At 47.6% G+C, this 16,494-nt stretch carries 14 protein-coding genes; 5 read left to right on the forward strand and 9 right to left on the reverse strand.

The window, feature by feature from the left end:
• The first annotated feature begins 45 nt into the window (after window positions 1-45).
• Both WBG78_RS19090 and WBG78_RS19095 read left to right on the forward strand, forming a co-directional pair.
• Window positions 46-3,216 carry a PVC-type heme-binding CxxCH protein gene (locus WBG78_RS19090; RefSeq protein ID WP_443092790.1) on the forward strand — a complete coding sequence of 1,057 codons (3,171 nt, stop codon included), beginning with the start codon at window positions 46-48 and terminating at the stop codon, window positions 3,214-3,216.
• A gap of 122 nt (window positions 3,217-3,338) precedes the next feature.
• Window positions 3,339-4,193, forward strand: a complete 855-nt coding sequence (locus WBG78_RS19095; RefSeq protein ID WP_337328073.1) for a sugar phosphate isomerase/epimerase family protein — start codon at window positions 3,339-3,341, stop codon at window positions 4,191-4,193.
• A gap of 87 nt (window positions 4,194-4,280) precedes the next feature.
• Here WBG78_RS19095 and WBG78_RS19100 read toward each other — a convergent pair whose 3' ends face one another.
• The gene (locus WBG78_RS19100) at window positions 4,281-5,210 is read right to left on the reverse strand and encodes a sugar phosphate isomerase/epimerase family protein (RefSeq protein ID WP_337328074.1); all 930 of its coding nucleotides are present in this window, start codon (window positions 5,208-5,210) and stop codon (window positions 4,281-4,283) included.
• A 286-nt stretch (window positions 5,211-5,496) separates the two neighbouring features.
• On the opposite strand from WBG78_RS19100, the gene WBG78_RS19105 reads away from it, so the two are divergent.
• Window positions 5,497-5,712: a hypothetical protein gene (locus WBG78_RS19105; RefSeq protein ID WP_337328075.1), complete on the forward strand. Its 216-nt coding sequence runs from the start codon at window positions 5,497-5,499 to the stop codon at window positions 5,710-5,712.
• Between the two features lie 47 nt (window positions 5,713-5,759).
• Window positions 5,760-6,230, forward strand: coding sequence for a hypothetical protein (locus tag WBG78_RS19110; RefSeq protein WP_337328076.1), 471 nt, complete (start codon window positions 5,760-5,762; stop codon window positions 6,228-6,230).
• Window positions 6,231-6,698: 468 nt separating this feature from the next.
• On the opposite strand, the gene WBG78_RS19115 is transcribed toward WBG78_RS19110, so the two are convergent.
• Genes WBG78_RS19115 through WBG78_RS19125 form a run of 3 tightly spaced genes read right to left on the reverse strand, consistent with a single transcriptional unit; the run spans window position 6,699 to window position 10,221 of the window.
• Complete coding sequence (locus WBG78_RS19115; protein WP_337328077.1) at window positions 6,699-7,535, reverse strand: DUF4384 domain-containing protein; 837 nt, start codon at window positions 7,533-7,535, stop codon at window positions 6,699-6,701.
• Complete coding sequence (locus WBG78_RS19120) at window positions 7,523-9,247, reverse strand: caspase family protein (protein ID WP_337328078.1); 1,725 nt, start codon at window positions 9,245-9,247, stop codon at window positions 7,523-7,525. The genes WBG78_RS19115 and WBG78_RS19120 overlap by 13 nt, the downstream gene beginning before the upstream one ends.
• A gap of 14 nt (window positions 9,248-9,261) precedes the next feature.
• Window positions 9,262-10,221 carry a hypothetical protein gene (locus WBG78_RS19125; RefSeq protein ID WP_337328079.1) on the reverse strand — a complete coding sequence of 320 codons (960 nt, stop codon included), beginning with the start codon at window positions 10,219-10,221 and terminating at the stop codon, window positions 9,262-9,264.
• A 340-nt stretch (window positions 10,222-10,561) separates the two neighbouring features.
• Here WBG78_RS19125 and WBG78_RS19130 point away from each other — a divergent pair, with 340 nt between their 5' ends.
• Window positions 10,562-11,869, forward strand: coding sequence for a flavin monoamine oxidase family protein (locus tag WBG78_RS19130; protein ID WP_337328080.1), 1,308 nt, complete (start codon window positions 10,562-10,564; stop codon window positions 11,867-11,869).
• Window positions 11,870-12,309: 440 nt separating this feature from the next.
• On the opposite strand, the gene WBG78_RS19135 is transcribed toward WBG78_RS19130, so the two are convergent.
• The 5 genes from WBG78_RS19135 to WBG78_RS19155 all read right to left on the reverse strand — a co-directional run bounded on the left by WBG78_RS19135 (window position 12,310) and on the right by WBG78_RS19155 (window position 16,207).
• A complete protein-coding gene (locus WBG78_RS19135; RefSeq protein ID WP_337328081.1) occupies window positions 12,310-12,726 on the reverse strand; it encodes a hypothetical protein in 417 nt (138 codons plus the stop codon).
• A gap of 70 nt (window positions 12,727-12,796) precedes the next feature.
• Entirely contained in the window at window positions 12,797-13,357 is a 561-nt protein-coding gene (locus WBG78_RS19140) for a hypothetical protein (RefSeq protein WP_337328082.1), read from the reverse strand.
• 336 nt (window positions 13,358-13,693) lie between these two features.
• A complete protein-coding gene (locus tag WBG78_RS19145; RefSeq protein ID WP_337328083.1) occupies window positions 13,694-14,494 on the reverse strand; it encodes a lipid II flippase Amj family protein in 801 nt (266 codons plus the stop codon).
• Window positions 14,495-14,511: 17 nt separating this feature from the next.
• Complete coding sequence (locus WBG78_RS19150) at window positions 14,512-14,988, reverse strand: hypothetical protein (RefSeq protein ID WP_337328084.1); 477 nt, start codon at window positions 14,986-14,988, stop codon at window positions 14,512-14,514.
• A 43-nt stretch (window positions 14,989-15,031) separates the two neighbouring features.
• Entirely contained in the window at window positions 15,032-16,207 is a 1,176-nt protein-coding gene (locus tag WBG78_RS19155; RefSeq protein ID WP_337328085.1) for a hypothetical protein, read from the reverse strand.
• Window positions 16,208-16,494 lie beyond the last annotated feature (287 nt).

Raw genomic sequence — 16,494 nt, forward strand, 5'->3', positions numbered from 1 at the left:
CAACGGCGATGTTCTCATCATCGACGGGTGTATATTTCATTACTCATGTTCAAGCCGACACCCAACCTCCTTATCGCATCAGGAAACATTTCCATGAGGGCTTGTTGCCTCCTGCTAATTGTTTTCTTACTCACGCAGTGCAGCAAAGAACCAGAAGCGAAAGTCAAGGTCAGAAAGAATGCGCACATCCTCCTGATCGGTAACAACCTTGGGTCGCGGATGATGAACTTCGGTCACTTCGAAACGGAAATGCACGTTCGATATCCCGATAGCACATTGTTCATCCGAAACATGTGTGATGGCGGCAATACACCGGGTTTCAGACCACATGCCTCACGCGTGTCGCCCTGGGCATTTCCCGGGGCCGAAAAGTTTCAGACGGAGCTTGCCAACTATTCCGATAGCCAGGGTCACTTTGAAACGGAAGACCAATGGCTCACGCGCCTGCAGGCCGACGTAATCATCGCCTTCTTCGGATTCAATGAGTCGTTTCAGGGAGAAGCCGGATTGCAGAACTACAAGAATGAGCTCGAAGCATTCATTCAATACACGCTCACACAGAAATACAACGGCAAGGCTACACCGAAACTGGTGATCGTCTCTCCTATCGCATTTGAAGACCTCTCGTCTAAGTTTGATCTTCCAAACGGCCAGCAGGAAAATGCCAACCTGAAGTTATACGCCGATGCTATGCGGGAAATCGCTCAAAAGAATAACGTTCCGTTCATCGACGCCTTCACACCATCATCAGAGTGGTACAAAACCACGGAGAGTGATCTTACTATTGATGGTTCACAACTCACCAATGAAGGTTATGTAAAGTTTTCGAATCTATTGGCCGACGAGATCTTCGGTCACGGCAAGCCAGCCGCCGAAAGCAACCGTGCTCTCATCCACGACGCGGTTATGGAAAAGAACTGGATGTGGCACAACGACATCAAAATACCCAACGGTGTTCATGCATACGGAAGAAGATTCAATCCATACGGTCCCGAAAACTATCCTGCCGAGATCATCAAGGTACGAGAGATGACGGCCATCAGAGATACGGCCATCTGGAAAGCTGCCAAAGGCGAAAAGATGGACCTCGCCGCCGCCGACAGCAGAACCAGCAAGCTCCCCGAGGTCAAGACAAACTACAATCCCGAGAAGAATGGCAGCCTCGAATATCTCTATGGACAGGATGCTGTGAACCAGCTTCACGTGCCCGCCGGCTACAAGATAGAATTGTTTGCATCTGAACACGAGTTTCCTGAGCTCGCAAAACCTAATCAGATTTCCTTCGACAACAAAGGTCGCCTCTGGGTATCGACCATGCCGACGTATCCGCATTACAAACCCGGCGACAAGCGCCCCGACGATAAACTGATCATACTCGAAGACACCAACGCCGACGGCAAAGCCGACAAGGTCACTGTATTTGCCAGCGGACTTCACTTGCCAAATGGTTTCGAGATTGCTCCCGAAGGTGTCTATGTTTCACAGGGGACAAACTTCGTATTGTTGAAGGATACGAACGGCGACGATAAGGCCGACGAGAAGGAAATCCTTTTAAGTGGCTTCGATGATCACGATACACATCACGAGATTCATGCATACTGCGCTGACCCATCCGGCGCGCTGTACATGGGTGAAGGTGTTTTCCTTCATACCAATGTAGAAACTTCTTATGGACCTGTACGTGCTACTAACGGCGGCTTCTACCGGTACAATCCAACACGAAGACAACTCGAGCGAACAGCGCAATTGCCAATCCCCAACCCCTGGGGTATTGCTTTCGATGAGTGGGGCGAGAACTTCTTCCTGGAAACTTCAAGTCCTAACATGAGATGGATGATGCCCGGCTCGATTAAACCACGCTATGGTGTATCCAGTCCCAATTCACGAAACCTCGTTGAAGAAAAACACCGCGTGCGCCCAACGTCAGGGCTAGAGTTCATTTCGAGCCGTCACTTCCCGGATGAAGTACAGGGCGACTTCCTCCTCAACAACACGATTGGGTTCCTGGGCACCAAGCAGCATACGATTACCGATGATGGCACTGGTTACAAGAGTCATCATCGTCAGGACCTCGTAAAATCTGATGACAGGAACTTTCGTCCGGTAGACCTGGAGTTTGCTCCTGATGGTTCGTTATACATCGCCGACTGGCACAACATACTCATCGGACACATGCAACACAATGCAAGAGATCCATTACGTGATCACTCGCATGGAAGGATCTACCGGGTCACATACCCGTCAAGGCCACTGGTAAAACCAGCGGAGGTTTCGGGCGCAAGCATCGACGTGTTGTTTGAAAATCTAAAACTCCCTGAATACAGGACACGGTATCGCACCCGTCGCGAGCTGAGGGGACGGGACGCTTCAGAGGTTATTGACTATGAAACTAAGTGGATTGCACAACTCGATAAAAACGATGCCCGCTATGAACATCACCTGCTCGAAGCACTGTGGGTGACCTGGGGAATGAACAAGATAGATCAGTCGTTGCTTCGACAACTTCTGCAGGCAAAGGATTACAGGGTAAGGGCAGCAGCCGTCAGGGCCGTCCGCTACAATGGTCATCAGGTACAGGATCAGTCAGATCTGTTACTACAAGCCGCAAAAGATGAACACGGACGCGTTCGGCTCGAAGCCATCGTAGCTGCCTCCTGGTTGCCTTCCGACGCCGGCAATCTCATACTTACTGAAGCCGGCAATCATCCCCTCGACGACTGGATGTCGGAAACTTATGAAGCAGCCGTTGCTCACCTGAACGGAAGGTCCGTTGAAGAAAAGAAAGAAGAAAAGACAGTCACTCGACTCACCGGCAAAGACCTCGATGTATACATGAAGGGCAAAGCAATTTACGCGCGTGAGGGCTATTGCAACACCTGCCACCAACCCGACGGTAAAGGTTTGTCCGCATCAGGCTTCCCTCCGCTGGCGGGTACCCCATGGGTTACCGGAAGCGATGAGCGTCTGATCAAGATCGTTCTGAATGGCCTTCAGGGTCCAATTGAAGTAAACAATCAGCAATACGCCGGCCAGGTACCGATGACACCTTTTGGCGGCTTGCTGAACGATGAAGAAATCGCAGCCGTCGTTACTTATGTCAGAAACTCATTCGGCAATAACGCCTCGGTAGTCACACCAGACCTGGTTAAAAAAGTGAGGGAGAAAACGAAGGGAAAGGTGGGGTTCTATAAGAGCGAAGACCTTAAAAATAATTAAGAATTAAGAGTTAAGAATTAGCCGCCAGCCTGGTGGCTGATTGCATGGCACGACCGAAGGTCGTGGAGGCTAATTCATAATTCTTAATTCTTAATTCTTAATTTCACTTTCAGACCGCACATATGATAAAGATCGGATTCAACATCTTAGCCTGGACCGCCGACGTGTCCGAAAAATCCTTCCCGCTGACAGATCGATTGAAACAGATCGGCTATGATGGCGTGGAATGTTTTATTGGATCGCCCGACGAAAAGGCCTATAAGCGCTTCGGCGATCACGCACATAGTCTGGGACTTGAAACAACAGCTGTTACTGTGGTGGACAAGGATACCAACCCTGCCGATGGTTCTCCATCTGTTCGTGCAAAAGCGCTAGATCGCATCAAATGGGTTATCGATCGTGCACATGATATGCGGGCAACTGTACTGTGCGGACCATTTCATTCTGCGCATGCTACCTTCTCACGACAGGCACCGCAGGAAGAAGAATATCAACGCGCCGCCGAGGTTCTTCATGCTGCAGGTGAATATGCCGCACAGGCCGACATCACTCTTGCCCTCGAAGCTTTGAACAGGTTCGAGTGTTACCTCTGCAATACGATGGAGCAGCTTCGTTATCTATTATCGAAGGCCAATCATCCCCAGGTGAAGGCCATGTTCGATACGCATCACGCAAACATCGAAGAAAAGAAATTGGGAACTGCTATCGGAACCATAGCGCCGGTATTACATCACGTTCACATCAGTGAAAACGACCGCGGCACACCTGGCGAAGGTCACGTACCCTGGAACGAAGCCTATGCCGCTCTCGCCAAGGTGAAGTATTCGGGATGGCTCACCATTGAAGCGTTTTCACGCAACGACCCCGACTTCGCAAATGCGATTAACGTGTGGCGCGAATATGATAGCCCATGGGATATAGCAGAGAAGGGACTCAAATCGATAAAGGAGATGAGTCAGCGCCATGGACTGCTGTGAAAATTGACAATTGATAATTGAGAATTGATAATTATAGAAGGCCCATTTGGGCCTTTTTCATTTCACCAGTAATACGCGGTTTTATCTTCAGGAGAAATATTTCTTCATCGACTTAGGATAGTCGGGGAACGCCAGTTCTGGCTCGGCGATTTCAGGGTGCCACATCTTCTCCCACTCAAAACTATAGAAGCCCTGATAGCCGGAAGAATTCAATGCGCCTATGGCTTCCGTTAGTGGCACGATTCCTTTGCCTATGAATACATAGTCAAACTTGTCGCCGTTCTTGATCGCGTCCTTTATGTGCGTGTGTCTGATGTACTTCTTTAGCGCGGGGAACACGGTAGCAGGTGTTTCACCAGTCACGGACCACATGTTAAAAATGTCCCAAATCAATCCGACGTTCGGGTGCTCCGCGTTCTTCATGACCTGTACCAGGTCGTCTTTATACACCAGGTCACCATGTGTTTCCAGCAGAACTGTCACATTGGATTCTTTGGCATGCCTGGCCAGCTCCAGTAGCCCCTCCGTGATGAGATTGAGCGTTTGTTGTTTGTCCTGATCTTTGGGCAGGTTGTTGGGAAATATCCGAACGTAGGGGCATGAAAGTTTGTGAGCAAGGTCTATGAATTGTTTCCCTTCGTCGAGATTCTTTGCACGTGTAGCCGCATCGGCATGATGAAGTGCAGCCGACGAGCCGAGTCCGCATATCTTGATGTCTTTCGCTGCGAACTTTGTAACGGTGTCGCTGACGGCCGAGCTGAATTCCGGCCGCTTGGGAAGAAACAGTTCACCTTCAAGGCCACGGAACTCTACACCCTGATAGCCATTAACCGACGCCGTTTGAATGACCTGCTCTAATGTCCACTTCGGACAGCCCAGTGTCGAAAAGCTCAGCCTCGGTGCTTTCTTCTTCTTCATAGTAAAACCAAAAGCGACTGCGCTTGCTGATACTATGGTCGTCTTTAAGAAGTCTCTGCGTGACGTTCCGTTTTCGTTGTGGTGAATGGGGCTGGCCATTTTGAAAGTCGTTATGAAGGTAAGGTACGTGTTAATCAATAATTATCATGTAAATGTTTGAATGGAGGAACATTGGCTGGCTGAGCGGGCAGTGAGGGAGAACAATTGCACCAGGGGATTTGACAGCGGTGGCGATGCCGCGATGCCTCAGGGAAACGAAAAAGCTCTTGCATACCGGAGAATCTATATAGCGTTTTAGCCACCCAGCCATTCCAACGACCGCCAACAATTCCTTTGCCTCAGTTTAGCGCAATGAAATTCTATCTTCAAATCGCCGTGGTACCCAATGGACCCGTCTCAATCCTACACCTATAAAATCGTCTTCCGTTACAGGAAGTTTCGCCGTGACCTGAAGGCCGACGCCTTCGAGTCGGAGCTCGTTGTAACGGTTCACGAACCAATACCTGAACCATTGCAAAGACATTGGGTCACCATTATTCGCGAGTTGAATCCTGAATACTTCAACATCGAGATTGTGGACGTTTGTGAAATCACAGAATGATTTTCGCAAACGATCACTCAACATTGTTACAACCAAGATCAAGAGCAATGAAAAGCAACGAACTATATCATTACCTGTTTAAGTATTTGCTGTTGGGTATCTCTATCATGATGGTAATATCTGCAGTTGCTTCCTGGTATACCCCAGAGTCATTTACAATCAATGGCGAACCTGGTACACGCAGCCTGATGTTCACGGCCTTCATGTCTCTGTTCGCAGTCTTTGTTTTTCTTCTCTTCCTCCTCGTCAAAGACAAGTTCGCTATCGTTGAACTGGGAAATCAAACCATAAAGATTATACATCAGGGCGAAGAAGAGGTGGTTTCCTGGATGGACGTGGAACAGGTTAAGCTCATCCAGTTCGTATTCCCGCCGTTGTATAAGCTCAAGGTAAAGTCATGGGACGGATCGGTATGGTTCAATACCGAACCACGCTACGTTTCATTCAATGGCTTCGTCATGGACAGGAGCGATATGGGCGACCTGATCAACAAGAAAAAGCGCGAACTTGGAATCTGAAGTGTACTAACGTTAGATTCATCAACGGCCCGGCTACTGCATTACACAAACATGCAACAGTGTGGCGAACTGGTTTCCTCCAAATGCATTCAAATGCACTTAACTGTAGTCAAATGGAGTTAAATGGCGTAAACCGTTGAATAATAAGGTCGTATTTTATAGTCTGCATGCCTATTCGTTAGGCTTTCGTTAGGCCTTGTGGCTGCTTTGATGCTACTTCGTGGCTGCTGTCCGGCCGTTAGGCGTACGGTAGACGTAGGCTTCAGTTAGGTTTTGTTTAGGCTTTGCTTAGGCTCGCATTAGGCTTTCCTTAGGCTCTCGTTAGGCTTTGCTTAGGCTTTCGTTAGACTTTGCTTAGGCTGGCGTTAAGCTTTTGTTAGCCTCTGCTTAGGCGTTCGTTAGGCTTCATTAGTCTGTCAGGTCCGGATTTAACTTTACAGTCTTTTTGAATGCGGACTGGGCCAATAGCTAATTCTTCGTCTCGTTCCTGATCAGGATTGAATAAGTCTTGAGACACTTCTGCGAGGGGTCAATATTCGCAATGAACTTCAGGATGTTCTCTGGCGTCTCCTCCTGTAGAAAAGGCACTTCCATCTTGGTATACAACAAAACGACATAATTCACCTCCATGCCCGCCTGGGAGCTCACTTCATAGTCAAGCGCGCGCGATCGTGGGAACTTATACGATTTACCTCCCTCAAACTTCTCCTGTTTCTCGATCTTGTTTGGAAACAGATGCGTGCTTTCGCGATCGCTAATGATGAAGATATTCAGAAATCCCTCTTTTGAGGGAAGGATATCAAACACCAGTTCCTCCGGGGACCGGTAACTGTCGCGAATTCCATTAACGCTCATCGTGAAGCCCGGATCGCGGGCCGATGTATGTAGCACCACTGTTGCATCGATCCAGACATCGTACATCAAATTACCGAATTCATTTTTGTGCTTCTCTTCACGAACAACCTTGAACGATGAAATTTCACCTGACACATCAATGGACGTGAGTGACTCGTGAATGTCTTTGAGCGCAAGGTCCTTCTCCGTTTTGTAGGTGAGATTAGATTCAGCCACGTATTCCGGAACTCCCGCCAGTCTTAGCGCTTCGGCCTTTGCCTGATCGATTGCCCTTTCCCGTGCCTGAACAGGAGTAATATCATTGGAGATGACCCACTGGCCCTGAACATCCTGTACCGCCTTTGTCTGTTGGACATTCTGCCCTGTACCTGATGACTGGGCAAACGACGGAACGCCAACACTCAACGCGATGGCTAGACTAAACACTCTTGCTTTCGTCAGAACTTCCATGACATCCATTTTTCATCCAGCTCCGGCGATACAAGCACCTGTGGTCTCTGCAGAATGCTGTTCTCCAGCAATGACGCCTTTGGTATCTCCTGCTCAAGGTGCTGACCCAGTTCATCCAGTGTGAGATTGCCCTGCGTTTCCTGAAGCTTCTTCAGCAGGTGATAAGTGAACAGTCCGTGCGATTGTTTTTCAAAAGGCAGCGACACCTCTTTGCCGCTGGTCGCCGTGAATGCGACAATGTTACCCTCGACGATTTCACTCTTGGGTCTGATCTTCACTGTGCGGGCGGCAAGTAGTCCGTTCTCACCGCGACCTCCTCCGCTGAAACATGCATCAAGGAACACCATGATCCTGCTCGCCTTCGAAGACGCCAGCTTTGAATAAAGGTCTCTGAGTTTGATGGCATCGCTTAGATTCGAGGCCGTTACATCAACAGGTACGAGATAGCTTTCCTGTGTCTCGAGATCCGGTAATCCATGTCCCGCATAATAAAAGATGATCTCTGCATTCGGTGTGAGCTTCGCCAGTTCGGTGATTCTTTCAATCTCGCGACTCATTTGTCCGCGTGTAGCATCGGTAAGCATGAAGGCATGTTTTTCGGAAACGCCCAGCGTCTTCACCACATATTCTTTAAACACAACGGCATCGTTGCGCGCGAACATCACGTTCTGGTCTGCCTGCAGTCCCGTCTGATACTTTCTGTAATCCTCGTTTCCAATGATCAGCGCAAAACGATTTTGAACATTGCGGTCAGTCCAGGGAACATCGACATCTACATCGGACCTGAGCGACATCCTATCGATAGGAATTAACTTTTCGGTTCCGGCATTAATATTGAAAGTTTGCATTTGGCCCGCACTTCCATCAACCGGAATACGAAGAGTGTGGGTCTGTTCGAACTGGCCATGGCCATCGATAATGGATAGTTCAATGGGTATATCGCTACCGTTGTACTTTTTGTTTCCGAAAAACTCATAAGGTATGCTCCGGGTTTCGTTCGGCATGAGCTTATCAATGTGAAAGGTTGACTCTGCTGCCGGAAACACATTCTCCGGTGACTTAAACTCGGCCTTGATATCAACCGCCTCACCCTGACCTTTGTTTTGTAGCATTACTGTCAGAACGATAGGATGTCCCAGGGCAATTCCCTCACCGTCGCCGCTGCTGAAGGTAAAATCCGCTATGGCTACCTCCGGAACTTTCGCCCGCTGAGTATTGAACACGAGTCTTATTGGGTCGGCATCGAAACCGTTGAGTTCTCCAATGCGAATCTCCAGCTCAGCTTTCCCCGATTCAAGCACCGTTATGCCACGAATGGGAAGAGTCACCTGGATGCTTTTTCCTGAACTCAGATCGCCGAGGTCCTTGTCGAACAAAAGCTCAATGCGGTCCTTGAGATTAATCGGCACTACATCTGCCGCGAGCGAATGAGCATTTCCTTTTCCCGTATTGGTAAGTGTAAAATGAATCTCTGCATCCTCGTTGGCGTCGAGAATACTATTGCCATTGCCCGACAGGTCAGAGAAGGTAACATCACTGATCGTGAGGTTGGCCGGTGCAGTGGGCCTGGAAGCATCCAGGATGCTAACATCCTTCATCGTGCTTTTGGGAGCACGTGATATGTATACGTCCTTCGTTGGGCTTGCTCCTACCTGAGCAACAAGCTCAAAACTGATGAGTACGAACAGACATACCGGTATAATTCGATTCATAACCTTAGTCTTCATTAATAAAAACGAAACGCTATTCCAAAACTTGCTCCGATGGTCCCCAGGTTCGCGTCAACCGGGTAATCATCGAAACGGATCGGCGCCGACATATACTCGACGTTCAACATGTAGCACGTGCGCTTTCCAAGATTCAAGCGAAGTCCTGCACCGATATTACACGCCACGCCGGCACGCATAACGCTCAGGCTATCCGGAAGCGACATATCCGACTTCACCGAAATTGCTGAATAGCCAACCTGTGGCTTCAGTTCCCATTTGATCCTGTTTCCAAGGGGCAATGAGATCAGCGGACCAATCATCACGCCCCAGTTCTTCCAGGTCTTGACATTAAAGGCATTTTCCTTCGGATCGCTGTAAATGTAAACGGTTGTGCTGACACCCAGCAACAGGGAAGGAAGATATCCGATGCTTGCATTGACAAACATTCCGCCCTGCATAAGACTTCGGGGAGCATTGGAGTAAGATTCCATGGAAGAAAACATTCCCAGTGAACCACCAACGTATCCCTTATCCGCCTTCCACGAGCGACTCGCCCATTCCTTCCGTTTATCGCGCTCGGTTCGTTCATTGTATGAAGGAGATTCAACGATCACGTTGTGCGTCCGATAAATCTCCACTGCAAAGTATATTTTGCCCGCTAACTCTTCACGATCGGATAGAACGTCCCAGGTGATTCGCTTCGAAGATCCACAGTCAACACTCTCCACATCTCCTTTCAGGCCACGTTCTATCTCCATCAGTTGCCCATCCATACCCAGCATTACGCGCAGGTCGTAGGTTTTGTCTCCTGAACAATCTTCAATATCGTAGGTGATGTCTACCTTATCGCCAACAACTTCAAAATCAACGTTGGTGATTTTCTGCGAATAGGATACGATGGGAATTAAGCTGGCCGCAAATGCCAGTACACATGCAACGACGCAGGCAACGGAGGTATAATTTCGGCCGACGACCATATCAATCAAACACGGTTCAACAAAACTGGTGCAGTTCTGATTTGGCTTTGGGATAACGGCAATACAAGGGGCAGCGTTAAACTTTCCTTTGCCAATTTGAGCTGTCTATAAATTTAACAAATGTGGTTTTGTTTTACCAGTGAAGCCGCGGTCAGGAAACTAAAATTTAATATTCGGCCTTTGCCACGACCCAGGCGGAGAATAAACGGCGTTGTCTGGGAAATTCCCCGACGGCGCGATTCCGATAGTGTCTTTTGATCAATAAGCCCGTTTTCCAGACCAAAATGAAGGGTTCTCTGTTAACTTGGGGTCTGGCATAATAATTCTGTTGAAGGTTTTTATGAATCACGTGATCATCGTCGGAGCTGGTATTTGTGGCCTGGCCATCGCCAGAAAATTATTGGAGGTCGGCAGGCGGGTAACGCTTGTTGAAGCGCGCGACAGGATTGGCGGGCGTATTCATACCATACAGGGCCCCTTCTCACGACCAGCAGAAGCCGGTGCCGAGTTCATTCATGGCCAGCAACCACTGACCATGAAACTTCTTCAGGAAGCGGGAGGTCATGAAATAAAAAGAACCGGCAATCATTACCGATTGGCCGATGGTGTCATGCATGAAGGTGATGTTATGGATGAAGGATGGAACTCCTTCTTTGCTAAACTCGGCGAGTTAAAGAAAGACGTTACGCTGGAATCGTTTCTTCAACAGCACTTCAGTGCTCCTGAATTCGCCGACCTGAGACTCGGAGTAAAGCATTTTGCAGAAGGGTTTGATATTGCGGATACCCATCGCGTTAGTGCCATGGCCCTTCGCGACGAATGGTCACACACCGACGAGGAAGACCAACATCACGTAAAAGGCGGATACCACATACTGACTGACTATCTCGAAAAAAGGGTACGCGAGCTCGGTGGCACAATACTCTTATCGTCACCCGTTGGGGCCATAAAGTGGAAACCGCTTAGCGTTACCGTTGTAGCATCCGGCCAGATGATCGATGGCGACGAGGTAATCATCACCGTTCCCCTCGGAGTCCTTCAGCGGGGTATGCAGGTCGCTGGTCAGGACGGCTTTCATTTTAGTCCGCCCCTGGTGCGGCATAAGAGAGCTATTGATGCAATGGGTTATGGCGGAGTCATCAAGTTCATGTTCGAATTCAGGGAGAAGTTCTGGGAAAAAAGTCCCCGTCAACTGAAGGATGCATCATTCATTTTTTCCGATGCCGAAGTACCAACCTGGTGGACGCAGCATCCGGAACCCACAACACTTATCACGGGATGGCTGGGCGGACCTTCTACGCTGACGACAAATCACGATGCAAACGCATTGTTCGAAAAGGCCATCCGATCACTCGAATACATTACGAAGTGTTCCGGATCAGAAATCAAATCACAACTCAGACACTGGCATATAGTCAATTGGGTAACGGACCCGTTCTCACTTGGCGCATATAGCTTCCCGACGCTCGAAACAAATAGTGCGGTATCGTTTCTCACTCAGCCGGTTGACGAAACCATATACTTTGCAGGCGAAGCCTTTTACGATGGCAATTCCGGGGGTACAGTAGAAGCAGCATTGGCCAGCGCGGAAAAGGTTACTCAAAAAGTTATGGCACCTAAACACGTGACTCGTGGCATCAGCCATTAAATTATCAAAGGCAGTTGTTCAGGCACGACATCCAGAGACGTAAAAACCTTTGTTCAGGATCACTGGAGGCTAAAGTCAGATCTCGTCATGTATAGCCTTGGAATGGCCGGCTACAGGCCACCTATAGGCCATCCAAAGGCCACCTAAAGGCCGGAAAGCTTAAGCAGCGAGCACTTTTCGATGAGCAAAACTGCAACGAACAATAATGAACTGCAACGAACTCGAAAGCGTGTTTTGGGGGTGTTGTATGTTTGCATCAGGAAGCAGCTGAAGCTCCTGAAAAGCGCCAATCGGTATCAGTGTTGCTGTGAAACATAAACAATTAAACATGTCAAGAATAAACGATAACCTTGTGACAGGTGCGGCCATTGAGGTCATAGCCATTGACCCCTGCTAGCGAAACGCGGGAGATGCATCATCATGTGGAGAGGATGATGGCACTAGTACCAGTGCTCAACCTTCACTCCTTTGTTCACCTGACGCACGACCTCTCCAAACTCGTCAATGCTCTTGCCTCCAATTAACGACCACAAGGTGATTTCGCGCATCTCGCCTTTGGCGTTGTAGTCAATCCTGTATTGGTTAAAGGTCATTCCTAATATTCTTATTTTACCCGACGTCAACTTGATCCTTTTGACATCCTGAAATGGAATCCTGTCAACGCCCCGGTAGTGTTTCAATAAGAGGTTGGCAGTATCGTAGTAAATATCATGACTGGTAAAGCCCTTAGATATCAGCAAGATCAAAACGACATAAATAACAATGATGAAGTACAAAAGCGCATTCGGTAGCGGCTCTGTAACAACTTGCGTAATTACGACGGTCAGCGCGATGATCATCACGGCCGGAATAGCCATTTTGTTTAGTCTGTTAGTGGGGGCCAACGATCTTTCTGAAATATTTGACATAATACAATTACAACTTACTTCAGGAAAACAGTTCCATTAACTCCCTGCTCTGCGAACGTACAGACAACTCACTGCCGAGACTCCAAACCTCCTGCGTCCACTCCTTCCACTCGTCGATAATCGGGCTATTCACAGACACAAATACATCAGTATTAGGTGCCATGATATGGATTGCATAAGAAGTACCGTCTAGTGCCAAGCCCTCGTTTGCATGAAAGAGATCTTTCGGAAACCGAGTGAAGACCGGATCCGCTTCAAAATGCTTTAACCTCTCCGAGTATAATTCCACAACATTCCCGATACCTATGTTAAACACGCCGTGCAACAATTCGGCATTGTGATGTTTACCTCTAAAGTCATTGACACCAAATTTAACTCCTATTATACCACCCCAACCGACGAAGGATCTTGACATATGAACAACCCAAATGTATTCTATCAATCTTTCGTCTTGCCTCCAACCTCTTTCGTCTCTAATAATTTGAATGCCCACCTTTAGCTGCGACAAGCCGAGTTTCTCTATGAGCGTTTGCTCAACCCTTATTGCCGAAGTTAGCTCCTGAATTAGATCATAGCCCATTGCACTGACGTTATTTTCGATAAATACTTCATGACCACCTTCATAGCGAAGCCTGGTGTTGGATTTCCCTTAAAATACTATTGTCCTTTGATAAGGATCCCGTGTAAATGAAAATACCGTTCAGGATATGCAAATTGAATCTCGCCATCGTAATCACCTTTAGAAATTTGTCTGACGAGCTTAAATCCGGGCAATCGTTTTCTTTCGTCTGCGGTAAACTTGCTACGACCGTTTTCAAAGAACCCGAGCATCCGCCGAGCAACAACGTAATGGCAACGGGTAAAAGAAACGGCTGCCAGGCCCTTAGGTTTAAAGTGCCGTCCATAGATCAACAAATCAAATATGCCTCGCTATCCATTCTAACAGTTCTGCTCCTGGCAGGAAGATCAACTGCGCGACCACGGTTCCAATGAACCGGGCACCGATCATGTACACAACATACTTCCTGAACATTCCTTCCGAATACTTTCCAATCATAACGTCATCCGTCATCGCAGACAAATGGGGATCGATAAAAGCGAACATGAGAATCGTTCCAAAGCCGTTAATGAACGCCGATAAATTGCTGGCCGTAGTTCTATAATCCGGATTCAGGTACGATGCATATACAGCCGACAGCACCCCTACCGTAAGAATAGCAACGGCAACTACGTTCAGAATAAAAATTCTCCAGGGAAACTCATCATCAAATTTAATCCCTGCAACGTTATCCCTACTTGGAATCGCTATGCTTTCCTTTAAATATAATATTCCTCCCTTCGAAAAGCCATGCAAGGCAAGCCGGTACATCGACTTGTGCACACTGAAATTCAGAACCGCCTTCGACAGAACCCTCTGAAACGTCGGCACCAGTAAAGCGCCAACAATTGTAGCTGCGGAACAGGAAAGTATAATTAACCTGAACGTAATCTCATCGTCAAAGACTCCGGCCTTGATGTTATCCTCGACCGACTTTGCCAGCAACGGCGCCTGAAACCCGTTTGCCGTTCTCGAGACCAGTACGAGGAGATTGAAAAGAGCAAATGAAATGGCAATTCGCCCGGTCCGGATTCCAACAATCCTCACTGAATATGATAAAGTCGTTACCAGGTTGATGATGAATGTGAGCACGAGTACGACTAATACCTGGGGTGTCATGCGTTTTCTATTTCAATTCAAATCCATCTCCTATACTGCACAACCTGTCCTTCGTGATGAATCAAAGTGATCAGATTCTGTTCCGGATTGACAAATACATAGTCCGTTGGCTGCACAAAAGGAACTTCATTTTCCAGCTCGTGAATGTTCTTCACAAATTCCAGCAGGTCACGTGAGTCAAGTCCATACGCCTCTCTCTTATTAAAACAGTTGTGCGTGACGAGATACAGTCTCCCTTGTGGTTTGTGCTTATAAAACGCCAGCTGAAGAAATTCAGATTCATCCAGATCAACTAGTCCGTCGGCATGGGCTGTCAGATTCGGAGTGTCTTTCCATGGCAACTCTGTACCCTGTGTTGCCGCCAACTGGTGAATAGAATCCGGAATTAACTCCCAGCCTTCGAAGGAGGCAATGGGGAAGATTTCCAGAACGGCATTCTTAACTATCTTAAACTCTATTCGTTCAACGTGAACCATCACTGAAATGCAACTCAAACGTTTATACCAGGCAACAAACTATGCGATATTACAAACTCATCTAAATTATGTAACCTCCAATATACTTAACAATCCAACCCGTCGGTGTCTCGAAAATCAAATAATCATTGCGGCCAAAACTGTAACTTATGTGAATCTTCTTCCAACCCGACCTGTTGTCAACATTGAACATCGGCGACACTCCGACATCTTTCAACGGAATGTAATTCTCCTTCCTGTACTCAGCAAATTCTTCGGTGGTCATGATGACGTATTGGTTCCTCGTTCCCTCAAGACTACGCAGGCTAACGTCGTCACTGACGATTAGCGTTGTCTCCGGCGCAAAGTCTTTCAGGCCGGGCGGCACAGTAAACTGATAATCAAATCCAACAAAGACACTATCTCTTTTTGTATGCTCAAGAAGGTATTTATATAGTATCGAATACTTGTCCTTAACATTCTTGTGTCTCGGATTTCGATCTGTCAAATCGTCGATGCCATCTCCATCTGTGTCCTTGTCATGTGGATTCGTGAAGAACTTTCGTTCAAGGATGTCGGTAAGTCCGTCACCATCATTGTCGCTCATTACTTTATCAAGATTAATCTCCATGACAAGATTGTCTTGTATCAATTCATAGTCTGGAGACAGATTGTTGTTCGATTGACGGACCACTGCGATCTCCAGTTGCACCGTTGAAGCATCCTTCATGAGCCTTATCTTTCCATTTGGCTTGACATAAAAGAAGTTGTTGGCAGCGAGCCCGGTATAATAGTGCTTCCATGATTGTCCATCGTCTTCAGACATAGCGATCCAATACCCTGTATTTAGTTCCTCCAGTTCCGGACTCCGATAGAACAATATCCTCCGATCGCCAAGGCTATCATAACGCAGGATCCAAGCATCAAATATGCCAGCCGTCTTTTTTGAGCGACTTAGATTGTCCACTGAATTCATGCATTGCCTGAACAAAGCATCTGATATACTATCGCTATCCTCACCCTTCTTTACAAACCTGGTACAGAGCTCCGAAAGAGAATCATAATACTGTCGAGTTTTTGTCAGCTCACGTGTGCTCTTAAAAGGGTTCTTTGTGTTGAGGCTTCTGATGGTGACGTAATCGTATTTCCGACTATTGATGAAGGCGGTGTCTTCGGGAACAAACTCCTTGTAGACGTTCTTTTCATAATACACGTTCTGCTCCCGGCTTGGGTAGTTGTCTGGGGGCTCCTCAAACACAACCCGCGGCTTCGAGCATCCAGGAATGGCCGTGACAATAAATAGTAGTGCTACTGTCCTTAAGAGATTCGGAAGTGCAGTGTTAAATAGTATTGACTGACTGTTTATCAACTGTTCATTAGTTACTCAAAACTTAGAGCCAACGGAGGGGTATGGATCCTGGGATCTCCAAAGTTAATGATCTCTGAGAAAAACTGTGGAGATGTAGAAAAATTTCCTCACTGAATGTGGTAAAGTAGCGTGCCAGATATAAATTATAGAGTCAGCCGTTTCAAAATGAGGGGAAT

It is taken from the genome of Chryseolinea sp. T2 (genome assembly GCF_037203685.1).
GTDB lineage: Bacteria > Bacteroidota > Bacteroidia > Cytophagales > Cyclobacteriaceae > Chryseolinea.

Coding starts and splice junctions, on each gene's coding strand:
- WBG78_RS19145 (WP_337328083.1), bottom strand. CDS start 14,494: ATGACACCCCAGGTATTAGTCGTACTCGTGCTCACATTCATCATCAAC.
- WBG78_RS19135 (WP_337328081.1), bottom strand. CDS start 12,726: ATGGCTATTCCGGCCGTGATGATCATCGCGCTGACCGTCGTAATTACG.
- WBG78_RS19140 (WP_337328082.1), bottom strand. CDS start 13,357: ATGGGCTATGATCTAATTCAGGAGCTAACTTCGGCAATAAGGGTTGAG.
- WBG78_RS19090 (WP_443092790.1), top strand. CDS start 46: ATGTTCAAGCCGACACCCAACCTCCTTATCGCATCAGGAAACATTTCC.
- WBG78_RS19120 (WP_337328078.1), bottom strand. CDS start 9,247: ATGAATCGAATTATACCGGTATGTCTGTTCGTACTCATCAGTTTTGAG.
- WBG78_RS19110 (WP_337328076.1), top strand. CDS start 5,760: ATGAAAAGCAACGAACTATATCATTACCTGTTTAAGTATTTGCTGTTG.
- WBG78_RS19100 (WP_337328074.1), bottom strand. CDS start 5,210: ATGGCCAGCCCCATTCACCACAACGAAAACGGAACGTCACGCAGAGAC.
- WBG78_RS19130 (WP_337328080.1), top strand. CDS start 10,562: ATGAATCACGTGATCATCGTCGGAGCTGGTATTTGTGGCCTGGCCATC.
- WBG78_RS19105 (WP_337328075.1), top strand. CDS start 5,497: ATGGACCCGTCTCAATCCTACACCTATAAAATCGTCTTCCGTTACAGG.
- WBG78_RS19115 (WP_337328077.1), bottom strand. CDS start 7,535: ATGGAAGTTCTGACGAAAGCAAGAGTGTTTAGTCTAGCCATCGCGTTG.
- WBG78_RS19125 (WP_337328079.1), bottom strand. CDS start 10,221: ATGGTCGTCGGCCGAAATTATACCTCCGTTGCCTGCGTCGTTGCATGT.
- WBG78_RS19095 (WP_337328073.1), top strand. CDS start 3,339: ATGATAAAGATCGGATTCAACATCTTAGCCTGGACCGCCGACGTGTCC.